Source organism: Campylobacter sp. (assembly GCF_017646085.1).
In the GTDB taxonomy this organism is placed as follows: domain Bacteria; phylum Campylobacterota; class Campylobacteria; order Campylobacterales; family Campylobacteraceae; genus Campylobacter.
In genome coordinates this window covers 1-17,725 of the sequence record NZ_JAGCNF010000037.1, presented here as the reverse complement: position 1 = coordinate 17,725, position 17,725 = coordinate 1, and the positions used below count along the sequence as shown (strand labels likewise).

18 protein-coding genes are annotated in these 17,725 nt (G+C 33.8%); 11 read left to right on the top strand and 7 right to left on the bottom strand.

Annotated elements, in window-relative coordinates:
- The 4 genes from J6V67_RS01865 to J6V67_RS01850 all read right to left on the bottom strand — a co-directional run.
- The coding region (locus tag J6V67_RS01865; RefSeq protein ID WP_291857734.1) for an extracellular solute-binding protein at positions 1–967 on the bottom strand (967 nt) is incomplete at its 3' end.
- 197 nt (positions 968–1,164) lie between these two features.
- The gene (locus J6V67_RS01860) at positions 1,165–3,021 is read right to left on the bottom strand and encodes an ammonia-forming cytochrome c nitrite reductase subunit c552 (protein WP_291857731.1); all 1,857 of its coding nucleotides are present in this window, start codon (positions 3,019–3,021) and stop codon (positions 1,165–1,167) included.
- A 59-nt stretch (positions 3,022–3,080) separates the two neighbouring features.
- Complete coding sequence (gene nrfH / locus J6V67_RS01855) at positions 3,081–3,551, bottom strand: cytochrome c nitrite reductase small subunit (protein WP_291857736.1); 471 nt, start codon at positions 3,549–3,551, stop codon at positions 3,081–3,083.
- 208 nt (positions 3,552–3,759) lie between these two features.
- Complete coding sequence (locus J6V67_RS01850) at positions 3,760–5,076, bottom strand: MATE family efflux transporter (protein ID WP_291857729.1); 1,317 nt, start codon at positions 5,074–5,076, stop codon at positions 3,760–3,762.
- Between the two features lie 148 nt (positions 5,077–5,224).
- Here J6V67_RS01850 and J6V67_RS01845 point away from each other — a divergent pair, with 148 nt between their 5' ends.
- The 8 genes from J6V67_RS01845 (at position 5,225) to J6V67_RS01810 (ending at position 12,241) form a co-directional block, all read left to right on the top strand.
- Positions 5,225–6,211 carry an ABC transporter substrate-binding protein gene (locus tag J6V67_RS01845; protein WP_291857727.1) on the top strand — a complete coding sequence of 329 codons (987 nt, stop codon included), beginning with the start codon at positions 5,225–5,227 and terminating at the stop codon, positions 6,209–6,211.
- On the top strand, positions 6,208–7,017 hold the full coding sequence (locus tag J6V67_RS01840; protein WP_291857725.1) for an ABC transporter permease: 810 nt from the start codon (positions 6,208–6,210) through the stop codon (positions 7,015–7,017). The genes J6V67_RS01845 and J6V67_RS01840 overlap by 4 nt, the downstream gene beginning before the upstream one ends.
- Positions 7,014–7,703: an ABC transporter ATP-binding protein gene (locus tag J6V67_RS01835; protein ID WP_291857724.1), complete on the top strand. Its 690-nt coding sequence runs from the start codon at positions 7,014–7,016 to the stop codon at positions 7,701–7,703. The genes J6V67_RS01840 and J6V67_RS01835 overlap by 4 nt, the downstream gene beginning before the upstream one ends.
- Positions 7,696–8,829, top strand: coding sequence for an NnrS family protein (locus tag J6V67_RS01830; protein ID WP_291857722.1), 1,134 nt, complete (start codon positions 7,696–7,698; stop codon positions 8,827–8,829). The genes J6V67_RS01835 and J6V67_RS01830 overlap by 8 nt, the downstream gene beginning before the upstream one ends.
- 62 nt (positions 8,830–8,891) lie before the next feature.
- On the top strand, positions 8,892–10,847 hold the full coding sequence (locus tag J6V67_RS01825) for a sulfatase-like hydrolase/transferase (RefSeq protein ID WP_291857720.1): 1,956 nt from the start codon (positions 8,892–8,894) through the stop codon (positions 10,845–10,847).
- Positions 10,848–10,868: 21 nt separating this feature from the next.
- Complete coding sequence (locus J6V67_RS01820; RefSeq protein ID WP_291857718.1) at positions 10,869–11,246, top strand: hypothetical protein; 378 nt, start codon at positions 10,869–10,871, stop codon at positions 11,244–11,246.
- A 10-nt stretch (positions 11,247–11,256) separates the two neighbouring features.
- Positions 11,257–11,619: a diacylglycerol kinase gene (locus J6V67_RS01815; protein ID WP_291857716.1), complete on the top strand. Its 363-nt coding sequence runs from the start codon at positions 11,257–11,259 to the stop codon at positions 11,617–11,619.
- Positions 11,612–12,241, top strand: coding sequence for a methyltransferase domain-containing protein (locus J6V67_RS01810; protein ID WP_291857714.1), 630 nt, complete (start codon positions 11,612–11,614; stop codon positions 12,239–12,241). Before J6V67_RS01815 ends, J6V67_RS01810 begins: the two co-directional genes overlap by 8 nt.
- On the opposite strand, the gene J6V67_RS01805 is transcribed toward J6V67_RS01810, so the two are convergent.
- Complete coding sequence (locus J6V67_RS01805) at positions 12,225–13,100, bottom strand: hypothetical protein (protein WP_291857712.1); 876 nt, start codon at positions 13,098–13,100, stop codon at positions 12,225–12,227. The two genes, J6V67_RS01810 and J6V67_RS01805, sit on opposite strands and share 17 nt — an antisense overlap.
- A gap of 109 nt (positions 13,101–13,209) precedes the next feature.
- Between J6V67_RS01805 and J6V67_RS01800 the strand changes: the two genes are divergently transcribed.
- The 3 genes from J6V67_RS01800 to J6V67_RS01790 are packed head-to-tail and all read left to right on the top strand — an operon-like array spanning position 13,210 to position 15,498.
- Positions 13,210–13,485, top strand: a complete 276-nt coding sequence (locus tag J6V67_RS01800) for a hypothetical protein (RefSeq protein WP_291857710.1) — start codon at positions 13,210–13,212, stop codon at positions 13,483–13,485.
- A complete protein-coding gene (locus J6V67_RS01795; RefSeq protein WP_291857708.1) occupies positions 13,478–14,176 on the top strand; it encodes an SDR family NAD(P)-dependent oxidoreductase in 699 nt (232 codons plus the stop codon). Before J6V67_RS01800 ends, J6V67_RS01795 begins: the two co-directional genes overlap by 8 nt.
- On the top strand, positions 14,173–15,498 hold the full coding sequence (locus J6V67_RS01790) for an AMP-binding protein (RefSeq protein ID WP_291857706.1): 1,326 nt from the start codon (positions 14,173–14,175) through the stop codon (positions 15,496–15,498). Before J6V67_RS01795 ends, J6V67_RS01790 begins: the two co-directional genes overlap by 4 nt.
- Here the strand turns inward: J6V67_RS01790 and J6V67_RS01785 are convergent.
- Together J6V67_RS01785 and J6V67_RS01780 are read right to left on the bottom strand one after the other, a co-directional pair.
- On the bottom strand, positions 15,476–16,000 hold the full coding sequence (locus tag J6V67_RS01785) for a hypothetical protein (protein WP_291857703.1): 525 nt from the start codon (positions 15,998–16,000) through the stop codon (positions 15,476–15,478). The genes J6V67_RS01790 and J6V67_RS01785 overlap by 23 nt on opposite strands.
- Before the next feature lie 112 nt (positions 16,001–16,112).
- The coding region (locus tag J6V67_RS01780; protein WP_291857701.1) for a PhoX family phosphatase at positions 16,113–17,725 on the bottom strand (1,613 nt) is incomplete at its 5' end.

Genomic DNA, 17,725 nt, shown 5'->3' with positions numbered 1-17,725 from the left:
GTTCTTTATAGATTTTTTGTGCGTTTTCTAGCTCATTAGCAACTTTATTAAGCGATATGGTATCTTCTTTGAATTTGCCTAATGCTGCAATCTCTTTACTTGGTTTGGCGTCTTTATTTACTGGGTATTCATGGCTTGTAGATACTAAAATTTCTTGAGCCTCTTTGCTTAGCATAAACTCTATAAATTTAATAGCTGCGTCTTTATTTTGGCTAGATTTTAAAAGGGCGATTCCACTGATATTAATATGCGCTCCACGGCCATCTTGATTAGGGAATATTACGCCTAGGCTTTTGGCAGTTTCTTGGTCGCTTTGCTTTTTAGAATTTAGTAGTGTAATGATATAGTAGCTATTCATCACACCTACTGCTCCAATTCCTTCATATACGCCACGAGCCTGTTCTCTATCGCCACCTTTTGGATCTCTAGCTAGATTATTTAGAGTACCTTTGGTCCACTCTTTGGCTCTATCTTCGCCATCATTTGCAATGATAGAGGCTAGCAAAGATCTATTAAATGAGACATTTGATGTTCGCATTAATAGCTTGCCTTTTAGCTCTGGTTTTGCTAAATCTTCGTAATTTTGGATTAGTTTTGGATCAATTGCCTTTTTGTCATAGACAATTACTCTAGCTCTTTTAGATAGCCCTATCCATTCGTTATTTTTATCTTTTAAATTTGCTGGGACGATACTATCTATAATTTTAGATTTAGCTGGAGCAAGCTTGTCATCATTTTGCAATTTAGCAAATGTGCTTACATCCATACCCATAAACAGATCAGCCTTGGAGTCTGGTGCGTTCATTTTGGCCATTTGTTCTTTATCTTTTATGATATTTATTTTAATTCCAGTTTGGGATTCAAACATATTAGCAAGTTTTGGATCTAGCCCTTTGCCACTATATAAATTTATCTCATTAGCTAAAGCCATACAAGCAAAAGCCGCAGTTAAAAGTAATTTTTTCATCTATTTTCCTTTTGTTGATTTGATTGTAAAATAGTAGCTAAAGAAGACTTATAATAATATTAATTATCAAAATTATCAATACTTTTTTATTGATATAAAAAGCGATAATAGTTGTATTATGATTATTGAGTTTAATAGAATTAAATTTGATTTATAAATATAAGAGGCGGAGCCTAAGCCCCGCCCTACTATCTAGATTAGTCAAGAACCTTATAGTTGTAAGGTTTGTTGTTTTTATCTAGTTCTAGAAGTTTAGCGTCTGGACCATCATTTACATTATGGTGATCATAGTAGCGATCTCCAGCTTTGTGATTTTTAGCTGTGCTTTGGCGAGCGTCATTTAGATCAACTTTATAGCGGATGTCGCCTGGGTTTAGTTTTTGAATATCTTCAAATCCTAAATCGCTAACTTTGAAATCTGTAAAGCCATATTGCATAGCGATTTCTACTAGTTTAGTTTGACCCATTCTAGCCATTTCTAGCGCTTGAAGTAGCATTCTGCTAGCTTCTCTTGGGCTGTGGAAGCCTGTTGAGTTCTCAGCACCTACGAAATCGCCTCTCATTTGGCCTTTTCTGTGTAGCTCTAGGACATCTTTTAATACTTCTGAGATTTTCTTATCATCTGCTTTACCATCTGTTTGGAATTCAGGTAGCGCTGCAAGTCTCTCACGCATATTTTTAATATCGTTAATTAGGCTTACTGTAGCATATTCTACTGATCTTAGATCAAATGCGATTGATCTTTGGATATCAGTGATTTGTGCTTTTAGGTACTCTTCACTTTGAGTATGGCAGCTTTTACAAGCAGCGTTAATATCTTTAAGTGGAGAAGTTACATTGTGATTTGTCATTTTGCTTGAGCCTTTTCTTACATATGGCATATGACAATCAGCACAGCTTACACCATTTGCTGCGTGAACTGAGCTTGAATATAGCTCTGTTTCAGGGTGTTGAATTTTTAGCATTGGTGCTTTAGTAATTTTGTGTGGCCAATCTTGTGGGAATATGCTGCGAGTTGAGTTTTCATCATAGTACTCATCAAACATTTCAATTCTAAATGGCTCATTTTTACCCCATTGTTTCCATGGGAATACTAGCTCAATACCTGCAACTTCAATTTCAGTAGCTTTATTGCCATCTCTCCAGCTATCAAACTCATCATAAGTTTTTTGAGTTCCATTCCACCATTTTTTATCAGCATCATTAGCGATTGTTTCACCGATAGTTTTTACTTTTTCACCAGTTGGGCGGAAATAGTATTCAACGTGACATTGTGCACAAACTAGAGTTCTCATTTCGCTTCTTGTAGCTTTAACACCAGTTACAGGATCTGCTTCATAGCCTCTCCATTTTGTTAAAGCATTAATTAACGCTGTACGAGTTACACGAAGTTCCATTGTATTTGGTACGTGACAATCAGCACAGGCAACACCCATTCTTTTACCGCCGTGAGGACCGCTGTGTTCTGGGCTATTTTCTGTGATACCTTCTAGAGCTGGTACATTTTTGATCATTGTCCAGTATTTAGCGCTGTTAAATGATACCCATTTTTCACGAGGTGTATCACCTAAAGCAGCGTTGTTTTCTAGCCATTTTGTCCAACCGCTATGGCAGTTCATACAAGCAGCTGGCTGACCACCAAAACCTGCAAAGCCGTGTGAATTTAAGAAATCTTTATTGTTTCTTGCTGTATCCATTTGATCTACTTGGATCCAGAAGTGGCCGCGTTCTTCATTTGCGTCCATAGAGAATGGATATCCAGCCCATAAAACTGTAAGTTGTGGATATCTAATTAGTTTAGAATATGCGTGGTTTCCACCAAATTCAGTCTCAAATGGTGCTTCATTTTCAACTGTTGTATACATATCTACATATTCAGGGAAATTTTTACCCCAAACATTAAAGCGTGGATCATCATCGCTCATATTCACCACATCTTTAGAGACTACGCCAGCCATATCAGGCTGAGCTTTTTTGCTTGAAATGTCTTTGTTAAATAGCACAAATCCGATCAAGACAACGATAGCTAATACCGCCAAAAGAGCCTTTTTCATACTCTTATCCTTTCTATAAAAGTTAAATTTACTTTGCTACCAAAGTATTTAAATCAGCCTTAGAATCCACGAGTGTGACCTACGCTAGCGTGACATTTAACACAGCTTAGCTGTTCATTGGCATGATTTACAGTTGTTGTTGGATTTACCACTACTGATACCATTTGAGAGTGACAGCGTACACAGTTTGCTTGTACCATATTTTTACTCATTTTAGTTGCAGTGAAATTTTGCGGTAAATCATCTAGATTAAAGGTAAATGCATAAGCGTGGGAAACACCACTTTGAGCTTTGGCTATCCATTTATTTACAAATTCATTTGGTAAATGGCAGTCATTACAGCTTGCAATCGGTTTGCCGTTAATCTCTCTTGAGTGTGGGCTTTTACGCCAGCTAGCATATACATCATTCATAACATGGCAGTTATTACAGGCTGCACTATCATCGCTAAAATATGACATACCTTTAGCGTTGTAAAAAGTATATCCAGCACCAACAATGATAATTACCAAAACAACCAAAAACCACATAAATGTAGAGTTATTACTATTACCTTGCACTTTATCCTCCTTCCCAAAAAGATAAAAATGTTAAATGAAATTGTAATGAAATTTAATTTTTTTGTCAATAAATTTTAACTTAAAGCTCGGTTTTAGCATAGTTTAAAGTCTATTTTTAATTAAAAATAACGCCCAAATTTAATTAAATTTTGATTAATATAATTTTTATCTGAATTTATTAAACTACGGCTTTATCTTGCCATTTTTTGCTTTTCCATCTCCAAGCGTTTGTTATCCCACGAAGCGCCTCATCAGCACAAAATCCAATCCAAATACCTAAAATTCCAAGCCCAAAATTAAAACATAAAATATATCCTACTGGAAGCGAAACCCCAAACATAAAAACTACTCCACTATAAAAGCAAAATCTCGCATCCCCACTAGCACGAAGCGAATTTACCATTATAATATTAAATGTTCTAGCGACTTCTAAAAATATAGATAGAGCAAATAGTGGTATCATTAACTCTTGTAATTCTATATTTAAATTTAATATGCTCATTGTCTGCTGATTGAATGCAAAATTAGCAAGTGATACTAAAAACGATGCTAAGATACTAATATATAAAGCACGCCAAGTGTGCTTATATGCGATTTGTAATTTTTTAGCGCCTACTAATTTACCAATTATTATCTCATTTGCTACACTAATTGCTTGACCAATGAGCATTATAAATAGTGAAATTTGAAAATAGATCGTTTGAACACTAAGATTTTCTTTGCCAAGACTAGCTACAAAACCAAAAGCGATAGTATATTGAATAATCCATAAAAGATTCTCTCCGGCTGCCCAGCCGCCAATTTTTAATATCTTATTTACTACAATTTTTTCAATTTTGATAAATTCTTTAAATGATGGCTTAAATTTAAGCAGATAAATAAGCATAAATATCAAAATCACAATTGCTACAACTCGCCCAGCAATGGTAGAAAGCCCTACTCCTAAAAGCTCGCTTTGGGTGTAGTTTAATGCGTAATAATTCCCAAGTACCGTAATCCCATCCATCAAAATCGTTACAAACATAACGCTATAAGCCCTATTATAAACCCGAATTATCGAAGCTAATACTATGCCAACAGCATCAAAAAATAGACAAATTCCAAGCATATATAGATAAATAGTGCTTTGACTCATTAGCTCATTTGGTACATTCATCAGCTCTAAAATCTGCTCACCTTGCCACAAAATCCCTATTGCACAAATAAGGCCTAAAATTGAGTTTAAAAATAGACTTTGATGGATAGCTTTTCTAGCTAAAGCTTTATCTTTAGCACCAATTGCTTGAGTGATGACAACAGAACAACCAATACTTAAAAATGTAAAAATAGTTATAAAAATATCTAAAATTTGATTACCCGCACCCATAGCCCCAACTAAGAAATTTGAGTATGCAGCAACCATTAAAGTATTTATAATCAATGATAAATAGCGTAAAAATAGTTCAAAAAATATAGGAATACTAAGGGCTCTTAAAGAGAGTTGTTTGGCTGCCATTTTCTGCCTTTTATGGAGATTAGGGTGCGAATTTTATCTAAATTTATATAAAACAATGGTTTATAAAATTAAAAATTGAGAAAAAATTTAAGATTTATTTGAGATAATTTTTGTATTATTATCTAAATCATTTGGGTTTGGAGATTTTATGAGTGATAGACGAGAATTTTGTCGTTTTAGCGCAAGGCTTATGCTTGGGGCTTTTGGAGCTTTGAGCGTACCAAATCTACTATTTGGTAACACTAAAAATAGCCTTGATATATGGAGTGCGCCAGCTTTAATTGGTCTACCTTTGGCTATTGCTATGAGAAATGGCAAGGCTAGAGATATGCTAAATTTAAACTATAAAGAGTGGAGAAATCCAGATCAACTGCGTGCTGGGTTTGCTGGTGGGAGTTTTATGCTTTGTGCTTCGCCTTGTAATATTGCTGCTAATTTGTATAATCAAGGCGTAGATGTAAAAATGCTAAATATTTTAACAAATGGGCTAAATTATATCTTTAGCAAACATCAAAATATAAATGAACTAAAAGATTTACAAGGCAAAAAGCTTATAATGTCTTTTAAAAACGACCTACCAGATATAATTTTTAAAGCGCTTTGTAAGGCCTTTGGCGTAGATATTGAGCAGATTAATATCACATATGTTCAGACTCCGCCTGAGGCGGTTATGCTATTTTTAAGGCGTGAATTTGATGCTATATTAACTCAAGAGCCAATCGCTTCAGCTATGCAACTAAAAGCACAAAATAATGGTATAAAAATCCATCGTAGTCTAGATATTCAAACGCTTTGGGCTAGTAAATTCCAAGACTGCCCCCAAATTCCACAAGCTGGATTAATCGTTCGTGGAGAGTTTTATAAAAGAAATTTAGAATTTTTTAATGCTTTTTATAATGATTTGCAAAATGCGCTTAAGTGGATAAACTCTAATCCCAATCAAGCCGCTAAATTTGGTACAAAATACCTTCTAGCTCCTCAAGATGCAATAAAAAATGCCATTGCTTACTCTAATTTTACTTTGCAAAAATGTAGCGATATAACTCAAAGTTTAAATAACTTTTTTGAGATTATATATAGGATAAATCCTAAGCTAATTGGCGGAAAAATTCCATCACAAGGCTTATATCTATGATAATAAAAGATAATGCTACTTTGCGTTTAAATTGGTTTCATAGAATTAGTAATTACTTAATAGAAGGGCTTAGTGGGCTTGGGATTATTGCTTTACTTTTTGGAGTTTGGCAAGTTGGGTCAAATTTGATGGGGAGTTTTATCTTGCCAGCTCCAATGGAGGTTTTGACTCGCTCTTATGAGTTGCTTTTAAATAGTGATAGCCAAATTTTAATTACCCTTTGGCGTGTAATAATTGCTACTACTTTAGCCTTTATTGCTGGTGTGGTTCTTGGGATAATGGCTGGAAGCTTTAAAACCCTTGCTAAGCTTTGCCGTCCGCTGATGGATATACTTTTAGGAATTGCACCAATTATATGGATTGTATTAGCGCTTTTTTGGTTTGGGCTTGGCGATGTTAGTGTTATATTTTCGGTTTTTATAGCTATTTTTCCGCTTAGCTTTGCAAATTCGATGCTTAGTATTATTACACTTGATTCTTCTCTTAGAGATGTTTGCTTTGTTTATAAACTTGGGATTTTAAAGCGGCTAAAGGCGTTTTATCTACCACATATCTTGCCACATCTTTTAAATTCGCTTAACATTGTATTTGCTATGGGGATAAAGATTATGATAATGGCAGAACTTTTAGGCTCTAGTAATGGCGTAGGAGCGATGATAGCTAATGCTAGAACCTATCTAGATATGACTGAGGTATTAGCATATGTTGTAATAATGGTTGGGCTTATTTTGCTTTTTAACTTTTTTATTATTACTCCGCTTCGTATAATATTTTTACCGTGGCTAGATAATAAGAGGATAAAATGAGTATTTTAGAAGTTAAGAATTTACACTATAATCTAGCTCAAAAGGTAATAATTGAAGATTTTAATCTAAACATAAATCCTGGAGAGATTATAACACTTTTTGGCCCTAGTGGTTGTGGTAAAAGCACATTTTTAAAGCTAGTTAGCGGAATTTTGCGTCCAAATGGTGGTAAGATAAATTTAAATTCCAAAATCGCTTATATGTTTCAAGAACATCGCTTGTTTGAGAATTTAAGCGCTTATGAGAATATAGCTTTGGTTATGGAGAGAGAAAATTCTAAATGGATTTATGAGATGCTAAATGAACTTGGCATTACTAGCTTAGATGCTAAGCGCTATCCAGCAGAGTTAAGCGGTGGAATGCGTGCTAGAGTGGCATTTGTGCGTGCAATGGCAGCAAATGCTGGGCTAATACTACTTGATGAGCCTTTTGGTGGGCTAGATTTTGCTATGCGTGAGATTTTGATTGCTAAATTACAAAGCCTAATTAAAGAGCGTAACGCTAGCGTAATCTTAGTAACGCATGATGCGTATGAGGCGTGCAAGATTTCTAATAAGATTTTATTTCTTAGTGCTTATGGAATGAGGGTAGAAAAATCGCTTAATATAGATAGAAAAAATTTAGATGAAAATGCGATAAAATCGCTATTTAATAGTGAATTTAAAGGGAGAATATATTTTGATTAAAAATAGCTTGATTTATGATTTTTTTGCTCATCCGATGCGAATATTTTTTATATACTCTGGAGTTTTGGGGATTTTGGGTGCGTGCGTATTAGGATTTAGAATTGGCGATTTTATAGGGCTTCATCAGTTTATATTTTTAGAACTTTTTTGCGCTTCAGCATTTTGTGGATTTTTATTTACTGCAGTGGTTGATTGGACTGGATTTAAAGGGAGTTTAATCCCTTATAGCGTAGCTGGATTTATACTTTTAAATTTGGCTTTAGTGGCCAAATTTGCTGGTTTTGATGGGCGGATTTTTGTAGCAATTTTTTGGCTATTTTTAGCTTTATGCGTGCTGTTTTGGCTAATTTTAGGTAAAAATTATGATAATTTTGCCTTGGTTTTTTTGCTTTTTACTACTGCTTTGATTGAAATTTTAGCGCTTTTTGATAGTCAAAATTTGATAAACTCTTATGCGCTTTTGCACTGCTATGTAGCTGGAATTATTTTGATTGGTTTTAGAGTAAGCATTACACTTGGCAGGGCTGCACTTGATAGAAAATTTGGCAAAGAAAATAATCAATATATCTTTATCCCAAATCCAATTTTAAAAAATATATCGCTTTTATTTGTAATCTTGCTAACATATGCTACTCTTTTTAATTTAGATTCAATGACTCAAGGATTTATCGCTTTTGGAGCTGGACTTGTACTTCTTAGTAGAGTTGCACAGTGGCATCATAGGGAGCTTCTTAGTGTGCATTATACAGTTATTTACTATGTTTTAATTTTAGGAAGCGGGGTTTTATATAGTGCTTTTGGGTTAAATTTGCTCTTTAGTGCTGGATTTGGCTTGCAAATTCTACATGGAATTACTATATGGACACTACTTGGATTTATATTTTTCATCTTTAATGTCTCATCGCTTCGTCATAGCGGCCAAATAGTTTTAAACTTGCCATTTTGTGGTAAAATGGGGCTTGGCTTTTTGTTTATAGCAGTGATTTCTAGAGTATTTTTATCGCAATATTTGCAAGCATTTTATATAACTATACCAGCGATTTTTGTTGGGCTTGTGTTTTTGATGTTTAGTGGGCGATATTTTATCATTTATAAAAATAATCCATTTACTCACGACCCAAGGTAATTTGGGATTTTAACATTAATTTGGCTATAATCATCTGCTTAAACTACAAAAAGGGGTAAGAGATGATTTTAAACCGCAGGATTTGGTATATTGCTGCTGTTAATGCTATGCTTTTTGCGTTGCTTGAACTTAGCATAGGGGGAGGGTTAAAGCAGTTTTTTAAAATATTTTTCCAAACTTGTGGGCTATTTTTTTGTCTATTTTATCTATTTCGCTTTTTGCCTTTAAGGCTTAAAAATACTCTTGAAATTGGCTTTGTTTTGATTTATGGTTTTATTGGCATAGTTGAGATATTTTTATTTATTAATTTTTCAAATTATCTAAATCCGATATTTTTTGATACGCTTTTAGCCTCGCAGGCAAATGAAGCTGCTGAGTTTATGCAAAGCTATTTTAGTTTAAATGTTGCTTTGGCTCTGCTTGGCTTTATTGGGGTTTCTATTTTATTTTTCTATTTGCCTTTTAAATTTAATCCAAAACCACTAAATTCAAAAGTATATTTTGCTCTTTTTCTTATTATATCAATTGCTATTTTTTCAAAAGGAACAAAATATCTAGAAGATGAGAGGCTAAGACTTGGCGGGTGGTTTATAACTATCAAAGATGGAATAACTGAACAAAACAGGTATTTAAATGAATTTAAAGAGTTAGCCAAAACTCTAGATACTCAAATGCAAAAAGATTATAATCTAACTACAACTCTTAATATCCCAAAAGTTGTGCTAATAATTGGCGAATCTACTCAAAGAAACTACCAAAGTCTATATGGATTTAAGCTTGATACTACGCCAAATTTAAACTCCCTTAGGGCTAGTGGTAATCTATTTGAGTTTAGTGATACTATTTCATCTGAGTCACATACCAATCCAGCCTTAGCTAAGCTACTAACATTTAGCAACTATGAAAATAGCCAAAGCACAAAATGGTATGAACATATGAATATCATAGATCTAATGAAAATCGCTGGATATAAAACACAGTGGTTTAGCAATCAAGAAGCCGTATCTATATGGGGTAATATACCTGAGGTTATATCTAATCGTGCTGAGATTAGAGAATTTACTAGGATTGGCACTAGCATTGGACTCAAAAATGACTTTGATGAGGCACTGCTAGATGTATATCAAAAATATAGAGTTAAGGCTGATAGGGAATTTCATATATTTCACCTAATGGGAACGCATATGGCTTATGCTAATAGATTTGATAAAAGCAATGAAAATGTAAGATATTTTGATATAGATGAGCTAAAGAGTGCTGGGCTAGATATCTTACCAAATGGTGAAAAAATTAGCAAAAAGGGTTTAAAAGAGAAATTAAATTTCATCAACGCTACAGCTTATAATGATTATGTAGTAAGCGAAATTTTAAAGCTTTATAGCGATGAAAATGCTATTGTATTTTATATTAGCGATCATGCTGATGAGGTTTATGATTTTAGAGAGTATATGGGTCATAACCAAGGAAATGCCTCTAGATTTATGGTTGAGATTCCATTTATGATCTATACTAGCGATAAGTTTAAATCTAACAATCCGCAAATAATAGAAAAAATCAAAAATGCGCAAAATAGACCGCTTATGAGCGATGATTTTATCCATGGATTTATGGATATTTTAGGTATTACAAGCAAGGATTTTGAACCTAGTAGGAGTATATTTAGTGATAAATTTAACAGCGATAGGATTAGAATCTTTTCTGGTAAGGATTATGATAAAGAGTTAAAGACTAATTATCCATTTGCCTCACCAAGCAAAATTTGGCTACATAGAACAAATGAGCCAAAAAAATTGGCAGACTTTAAAAATATTTATCAAAATTTTGAGATTGATGTGCATTTTATAGATGGTTATTTTGATGTTGGGCATAATGGTAAAAAAGATAGCATTGGATTAAACTTAAAAGATATGCTTAAAATAGCTCAAAATCAAAATGGGGGGGGGTATAGCCCACATATCTGGCTAGATTTTAAAAATCTTAGTAAAGATAATGAACGAGCAGCTCTAAATGAGCTATAAAAATCTGCCAAGAGATTAAATTTGACAAATCAAAATTTAATTATCGAAAGCAATAATTATCAATCTTTAGGAATATTTAAACAAAACGAATTTTACACTAGCTATTATGTGCCATACTACTCTAAAGAAGATTTAAACGATAAAAAAGATATAATTATAGCTCAGATTAATCAAATCATTCAAAGCGGAAATATATCGGCCTTGAGTTTTGCCTATTATCTTTATGATTTTATAAAGAGTGCTAAATTTACAATAAACAAAAATGGCAAAACAGTAGATATAGATCTGCTAACTTGGCGTCAAGGTGATGATTATTATAAAAATAGCCATACTCAAGCCTTTTATGATCCTCAAATAAAGGTTATTTTAGCAGGTGCTAAAAAGAAAGGGTATCGCTAAAAGGAGTTAAATGAAACCTAAATACCATTTTTATAGCAATACAATATACGCTTTAAGCGGCTTAAAAGCGATGATAAAAAATGAGCGCTCATTTAAAATTGAGCTATTTATTATTACGCCTTTATTTATAGCTATTTGGTTTTTGCCACTTAGTAACATAGAGCAGATTATACTTGGAATGAGCTTGCTTTTTATCCTTGCAATGGAGTGCGTAAATAGCGCTATTGAGGCTTGTATAGATCTTGTTAGTCCTGATTTTCACCCACTAGCTAAGGTAGCTAAGGATTGTGGGAGTGCGGCTGTATTTATATCTATTTGCGCAGCTGTGCTAGCTTGGGGCGTGATACTTTTTGGGGCGGTGAGTAATGCTTAGAGATAGTGCCTATTGGGATGAGTTTTATAGCTTAGAACACAATGAGATTAAAGAGCCTAGCAAATTTGCTAAATTTATATTTAATAGCTTTTTGCGCAATAAAAGCAAAGCAAACTTAATAGAGTTTGGCTGTGGTAATGGTAGGGATTCTTTATACTTTAACGCTCAAGGAATTGATGTTGTAGCTATTGATGGTTCGCATATTGCTATTGAGAGTTTGCAAAAACAAAACCAAAAAGCTAGCTGGATTTGTGCTGATTTTACTGCGCCACTTAACCTAAAAGATAAATTTGATATATGCTATAGCCGTTTTACGCTACATGCCATTGATGATATCGCCGAGCAAGGACTGATAAAAAATGTCAAAAATTTACTCAAGCCTAGCGGGCTTTTTGTCGTAGAGGCTAGAAGTATAAATGATAGTAAATTTGGTATTGGCAAAGCCATTAGCCAGCGTGAGTTTATCAGCGATGGTCACTACCGACGATTTATAGACCAAGATATATTTAAGGCAAATTTAATCCAAAATGGCTTTAAAATTATCTCTATTGATGAAAGTAGCGAGTTTGCCCCGACACCAGGGCAAAACTGTGTTTGTATTAGAGTCATTGCCTCGCTATAAGTGCTTCTAATTCGTCCTTGGTTTTTAGATTTAAATAATCATTTGAGCTAAATCTTTTTGGGATTTCTAAGTAGTTTTTACCATACATAAACTCTAGATACTCATCATATTTTTTTAGTACATTTAGCTCAAATCCTCTATACTCTAACCTAGTAAATCCGCCCTCAAAAATCTCTTTTGGAAAGTAAAAAAACCGCCCATCATCATAATCGCACACCATAAGCTCACCATACTCATCAAATAGCCCAATATCTATAGCTACACTTTCACTCTCATTATTTACTACACAAATTCGCTTTATCTCTCCATCTCTTCTCACAGCTGCCTCACCCTCTACATAGCGTAAATTTAGCCTGTATTTACTACCTAATGCACGTGGAAGCTCTCTTGCTAAATACTCCAAATCAGCATAATTCATCACATATAAATCCACATCGCTTACTATACTTAGCGGATTGCCACGAAGCAGTGAGATAAGCCCAGAATTGCATAAAAAATAGTCCATCTTAATATCTCTAAAATACTCATCAAGCGCACGCATTACCTCATCAGTTGCCACCTCACGAGATGGAGTAGAAAATGATATATCTTTTTCTTCAAGTACAGTAATACGACTCTCATCTATACCTAAAGTACGCAGCTGAGCCTCCATATCATCAGCCCAAATTCCACCTAAATATACACTATCATAATCCAAATTTACTAGATTTTCAACACTACAAATATCTACACCATCAAATTTGCTACCTTGCTTGGCTGTGCTATTATCAATAAATGCTACTACATTCAAATCATCCTTAATAGCTCTATAAATTGCTCTACCTGCTGCACCTGTGCCAAATATCACTATCTTTTTCATACTTTACCTTTGAATTGATTTATCGTATTTTAACATATACAAAGGTTAAATTTAGTAAAATTTATCTCAAATTTTAAGCTTTTTACACTTATTAGGGGGGGGGTAGGTAGTGCAAATAGGAGTTACAAATCTTATAATAAAAATCGCAAAAAAAATCAAAAATAGCGATAATATAGATGAAAATAGCTATCTTTTTGGCTCAAATGGGGCGCTTTTTGATAGTATTGGCTTGATTGAGTTTTTAGTAGAGCTTGAGTATGCGCTTTATGGTGAGTTAGGTCAAAATATCAGCCTAGCCGATGAAAAGGCTATGAGTCAAACAACCTCGCCATTTATCAGTGTAAAAACCCTATCTAGATATATTTGCAAACTACTAAATGAGTAGATTAATCATTATCACTGGTACTAGCCGTGGGATTGGGCTAAATTTAGCCAAAAGCTACTTAGATGATGGCGATATTGTGATTGGTTGTGCTAGAAATCAATCAAACCTAACTCATCCAAACTATCACCACTACGAGATTGATGCTAGTAATGAGAGTGCTGTAATAGATATGGTGCGAGATCTTGGGCGTAAATTTGGTAAAATCCACGCCCTAATAAACAACGCTGGCGCTGCAAGCCTAAATCATATCATCACAACTACTGCATCTACAGCCGATAAGCTCTACCAAGCAAATTTTAAATCAACCTTTTTATTTACTAAAGAGGTATCAAAGCTAATGATAAGAGCAAAATATGGAAGCATAGTAAATATCTCTAGTATTGCCGTGCCTCTTAGTCTTGAAGGAGAGGCAATTTATGCAAGTATGAAAGCAGCGGTTGAGAGTTTTACAAAAATTAGCGCTAAAGAGCTTGGAGTATTTGGGATTCGTGTAAATTTATTAGGAATTGCGCCAACCCAAACAGATTTAATAAAAGCCGTCCCAAAAGATAAAATTTCTGCCCTTCTTGCTAAGCAAGCAATTCCTAAAATGAGCGAATTTAGCGATATTAAAAGCGCAATTGACTTTTTTCTTGATACAAAAAATCGCCTAATCACCGGACAGAGCTTATATCTAGGCGGTGTGTGGTGATAGAGATTATAAATCATTTTGCTAAGAGCAATAGAGTTGCAATTATTGATAATGATGTAGAGTTTAGCTATGCTAATTTAAGTGATAAAATCTTTGAATTTAGTCAATTTTTAAAGCAAAATGGGGTAAAACCTGGCGAGATTGTCGCAATGCGTGGCAAATACAGCTTTGAAAATATCGCTCTTTTTTTGGCTCTTTATCAAAATAAAAATATAATCACCCTACTGCCAAATCAATCTCAAATCAATAACTATCTAAATAGCTCAAACTCCAATAAGCTCATTACCTGCGAGCGTGATATTATAAATTTAAATCCCCAAATTTCAGACCAAATAACTACTAAATTAAAAGGCCAAAGTGGGCTAATACTCTTTTCTAGCGGAACACTTGGCATACCAAAGGCGATCTTGCATAGTCTTGATAGATTAATACAAAGCCACAAAGGTAAAAAAGAGCGAAATTTAAAAGTCTTACTATTTTTACTATTTGATCATATTGGCGGGATAAATAGCTTGCTTTTAGGTCTTTGTGGTGGCCTAACACTTATCATCGCAAAAGATTTTACCCCGCAAAATATATGCAAAAATATTGAAAAATTTGGAGTAAATATCCTGCCTACTACACCAAGTTTTTTAAATCTTCTTTTGCTAAGCAATGAATGTCAAAAAAATAATTTAAGTAGTCTAAAACTAATTACTTACGGCACTGAACCAATGAATGAGGGGCTACTAAAGAGGTTAAAAACCGCATTCCCAAAGGTGAAATTTAGTCAAACTTTTGGTACTAGTGAGACTGGAATTTTGCAAACAGTTTCTAAATCATCAAATTCAATCCGTTTTAAATTGCCAAAAAGTGAGTATAAAATCATCGATGGTAGGCTATTTCTTCGTTCAGATACTATGTTTTTGGGATATTTAAATAATAATGATATAAATGCAAATAATACAAACAACAAAGAGTGGTTTGATACTGGGGATTTAGTTTGTCTAGATAAAGATGGATTTTTACAAATTTTAGGCAGAGAAGGCCAGATGATAAATGTTGCTGGAAATAAGCTACTAGCTTGCGAGGTAGAATCTTGTATAATGGAGCTTGAAGAGATAAAAGATGTGATAGTATATGGCCAAAAATCGCTAATAACTGGGCAAATGGTAGTTTGCGATGTAGTAAGCCACCTTGATGAAAACACCATAAAAGAGCTGGTAAAATCACACTGCAAAGCCCGCCTTGAGCGCTATAAAGTACCTTTAAAAGTAAATTTAGTTAACCAAATTGAATTAACTAAGCGCTTTAAAAAATCTAGAAAACAAACTCAATCTTAGCGCTATTTGCTATAGATTTAATTTTTAAAAATGCTGGATTTTTAGAGCAATTTTGAAATTTTTTACGCTCTAATTCTAAGATATAAAAATTCTCTCCATTTAAGATTATCTCAGCACAAATTTCAAAACCAAAAAATTGATTAAATTTAACCGCTTGAGCGTTTGATTTTTTGATTTTAGACTTTATAAGCGGTAATTTTTGGGCTGTGTATTCTAAAAATATATAGGCAAAAACCAATCTAGATACTGGCTCACTTTGTTGGCTAAAAAATATCCCCCAAAACTCACCATTTAAACTAATTCCACCTATAATTTGATCCTCTATAATCAATGCAAAATATGAATTTGGCGCTAAATTTTCTACCCATTTGCAATGAGCATCTAGACTAATTATCTCACTTGTAGCGCTTGCATTTCGCACAGCTGGGCTATTTCTAATCTCTAATACCGCTTTAGTTTCATCAGTATTTAAAAGCTTATAATCTTTAAATATAAATTTCATACCATCACTTTGCTCTTAAAATCGTTATGGTAAATCGTCATTACCACAACTTGCTTTAATTGCAAGTTTTGATAATAATAAAAACACTAATATCTATAGTAAAAAATAATATTTATGATCCAATAATGCCGCCATCTTTTTTGCGAATTTGAACTATTGTACTACGTGGAGTAGAGTTACCGCCATTTGGATAGTGGCTATTTGCTAAATTTTCACCTGGATGCTGAATGCCTACAAACATAGTTGTATAATCTTCATTAAAGGCAATTCCAGTAATCTCACAAGCAACTGGCCCGGTTAAAAATCTTCTAACTTCACCAGTAATGGGATTAGCACAAAGCATTTGATTATTTCCCATTCCTTCATAATCGCCCTTATTAGAGTATTTTCCATCGGTTTGTATCCATAGCCTACCAAATTTATCAAATTTTAATCCATCTGGACTATTAAACATATTTTCTACATTAATATTACCAGTTCCCTTTCTTAGATCATTTGGATATTTCAAAGGATTTCCAGCAAGTAAAAATATATCCCATTTAAAACTATCATTAGCATGATCTCCGCCTTTTGGTGACCATCTTAATATATGACCATATATATTATTAGCTCTTGGATTTGATTCGTTTACTTCTACTCTTTTGGAGTTGTTAGTTAAGGTTACATATACATATTTTCCATCTAGATCAGCTGCTACCCACTCTGGCCTATCCATAGGGGTAGCACCAACTATACTAGCTGCTAATCTTGCATTAATCACTACATCGCCTTGATTATTAAATCCATTTCTTTCGTCTAATTCATTTTTGCCATACTCTAAAGCCACCCATTCGCCTACACCTGCAAAATCTGCGGTGTCTTTTAATTTTGCTACATACAATGTACCTTCATTTAAGATATCTTTATTAGGCTTATTTGGATTATATTTTGCTTTACTAACAAATTTATATAAAAATTCATCCGCTTCATCATCGCCCATATATACCACAACTTCGCCATTTTTTGCTATTACTATTTCAGCATTTTCGTGCTTAAATCTACCTAATGCAGTGCGTTTGATTGGTGTTGAGTTTGGATTATATGGATCAATTTCTACTACCCAGCCAAAACGATTTGGTTCATTTTCATTTTTGGCTATATCAAATCTCTCATCTAGTTTCCATTCATAATTTTCGCCTTTTATACTAAGGCCATAGCGTTTTTGTGCTAGATTAAATTTATAATTTTTATCACTAGACCCAAAAAAATCATCAAAATTCTCTTCACAAGTAAGATATGTCCCCCAAGGCGTTTTACCGCTAGCACAGTTATTAATAGTACCAAAAACTTTAGTACCATTTTTATCGACTTTCGTTTTCATAAGTTTATGAGCCCTGGCTGGACCTTGAATTTCCATCTCTGTATTAGCAGTAACTCGGCGATTATATGGCGAGTCTAGTACAACACTATAATATCCATCTTTATTTTTTGATATCTCAAATATACTTACGCCTATAGAATTTTGCTCATAACGCACATCATCTAAGCTCATATTTTTACCTTGATGATTAAACATTATCTCTGGATTCATATACTCATTATTTACAGCCAAAATCGCATTATCATTATCAAGATTAAACCACGCCATACCATCGGTATTATCACCAAATACCAAATTTGCATTTGCTATAGCAGCTTTATTTATGGTTTTGCTCTCATCAAAAGGTGTTGCTTTGCTAAAGAGTG

Coding starts and splice junctions, on each gene's coding strand:
- nrfH (WP_291857736.1), bottom strand. CDS start 3,551: ATGTGGTTTTTGGTTGTTTTGGTAATTATCATTGTTGGTGCTGGATAT.
- J6V67_RS01845 (WP_291857727.1), top strand. CDS start 5,225: ATGAGTGATAGACGAGAATTTTGTCGTTTTAGCGCAAGGCTTATGCTT.
- J6V67_RS01795 (WP_291857708.1), top strand. CDS start 13,478: ATGAGTAGATTAATCATTATCACTGGTACTAGCCGTGGGATTGGGCTA.
- J6V67_RS01850 (WP_291857729.1), bottom strand. CDS start 5,076: ATGGCAGCCAAACAACTCTCTTTAAGAGCCCTTAGTATTCCTATATTT.
- J6V67_RS01805 (WP_291857712.1), bottom strand. CDS start 13,100: ATGAAAAAGATAGTGATATTTGGCACAGGTGCAGCAGGTAGAGCAATT.
- J6V67_RS01815 (WP_291857716.1), top strand. CDS start 11,257: ATGAAACCTAAATACCATTTTTATAGCAATACAATATACGCTTTAAGC.
- J6V67_RS01840 (WP_291857725.1), top strand. CDS start 6,208: ATGATAATAAAAGATAATGCTACTTTGCGTTTAAATTGGTTTCATAGA.
- J6V67_RS01835 (WP_291857724.1), top strand. CDS start 7,014: ATGAGTATTTTAGAAGTTAAGAATTTACACTATAATCTAGCTCAAAAG.
- J6V67_RS01825 (WP_291857720.1), top strand. CDS start 8,892: ATGATTTTAAACCGCAGGATTTGGTATATTGCTGCTGTTAATGCTATG.
- J6V67_RS01785 (WP_291857703.1), bottom strand. CDS start 16,000: ATGAAATTTATATTTAAAGATTATAAGCTTTTAAATACTGATGAAACT.
- J6V67_RS01860 (WP_291857731.1), bottom strand. CDS start 3,021: ATGAAAAAGGCTCTTTTGGCGGTATTAGCTATCGTTGTCTTGATCGGA.
- J6V67_RS01810 (WP_291857714.1), top strand. CDS start 11,612: ATGCTTAGAGATAGTGCCTATTGGGATGAGTTTTATAGCTTAGAACAC.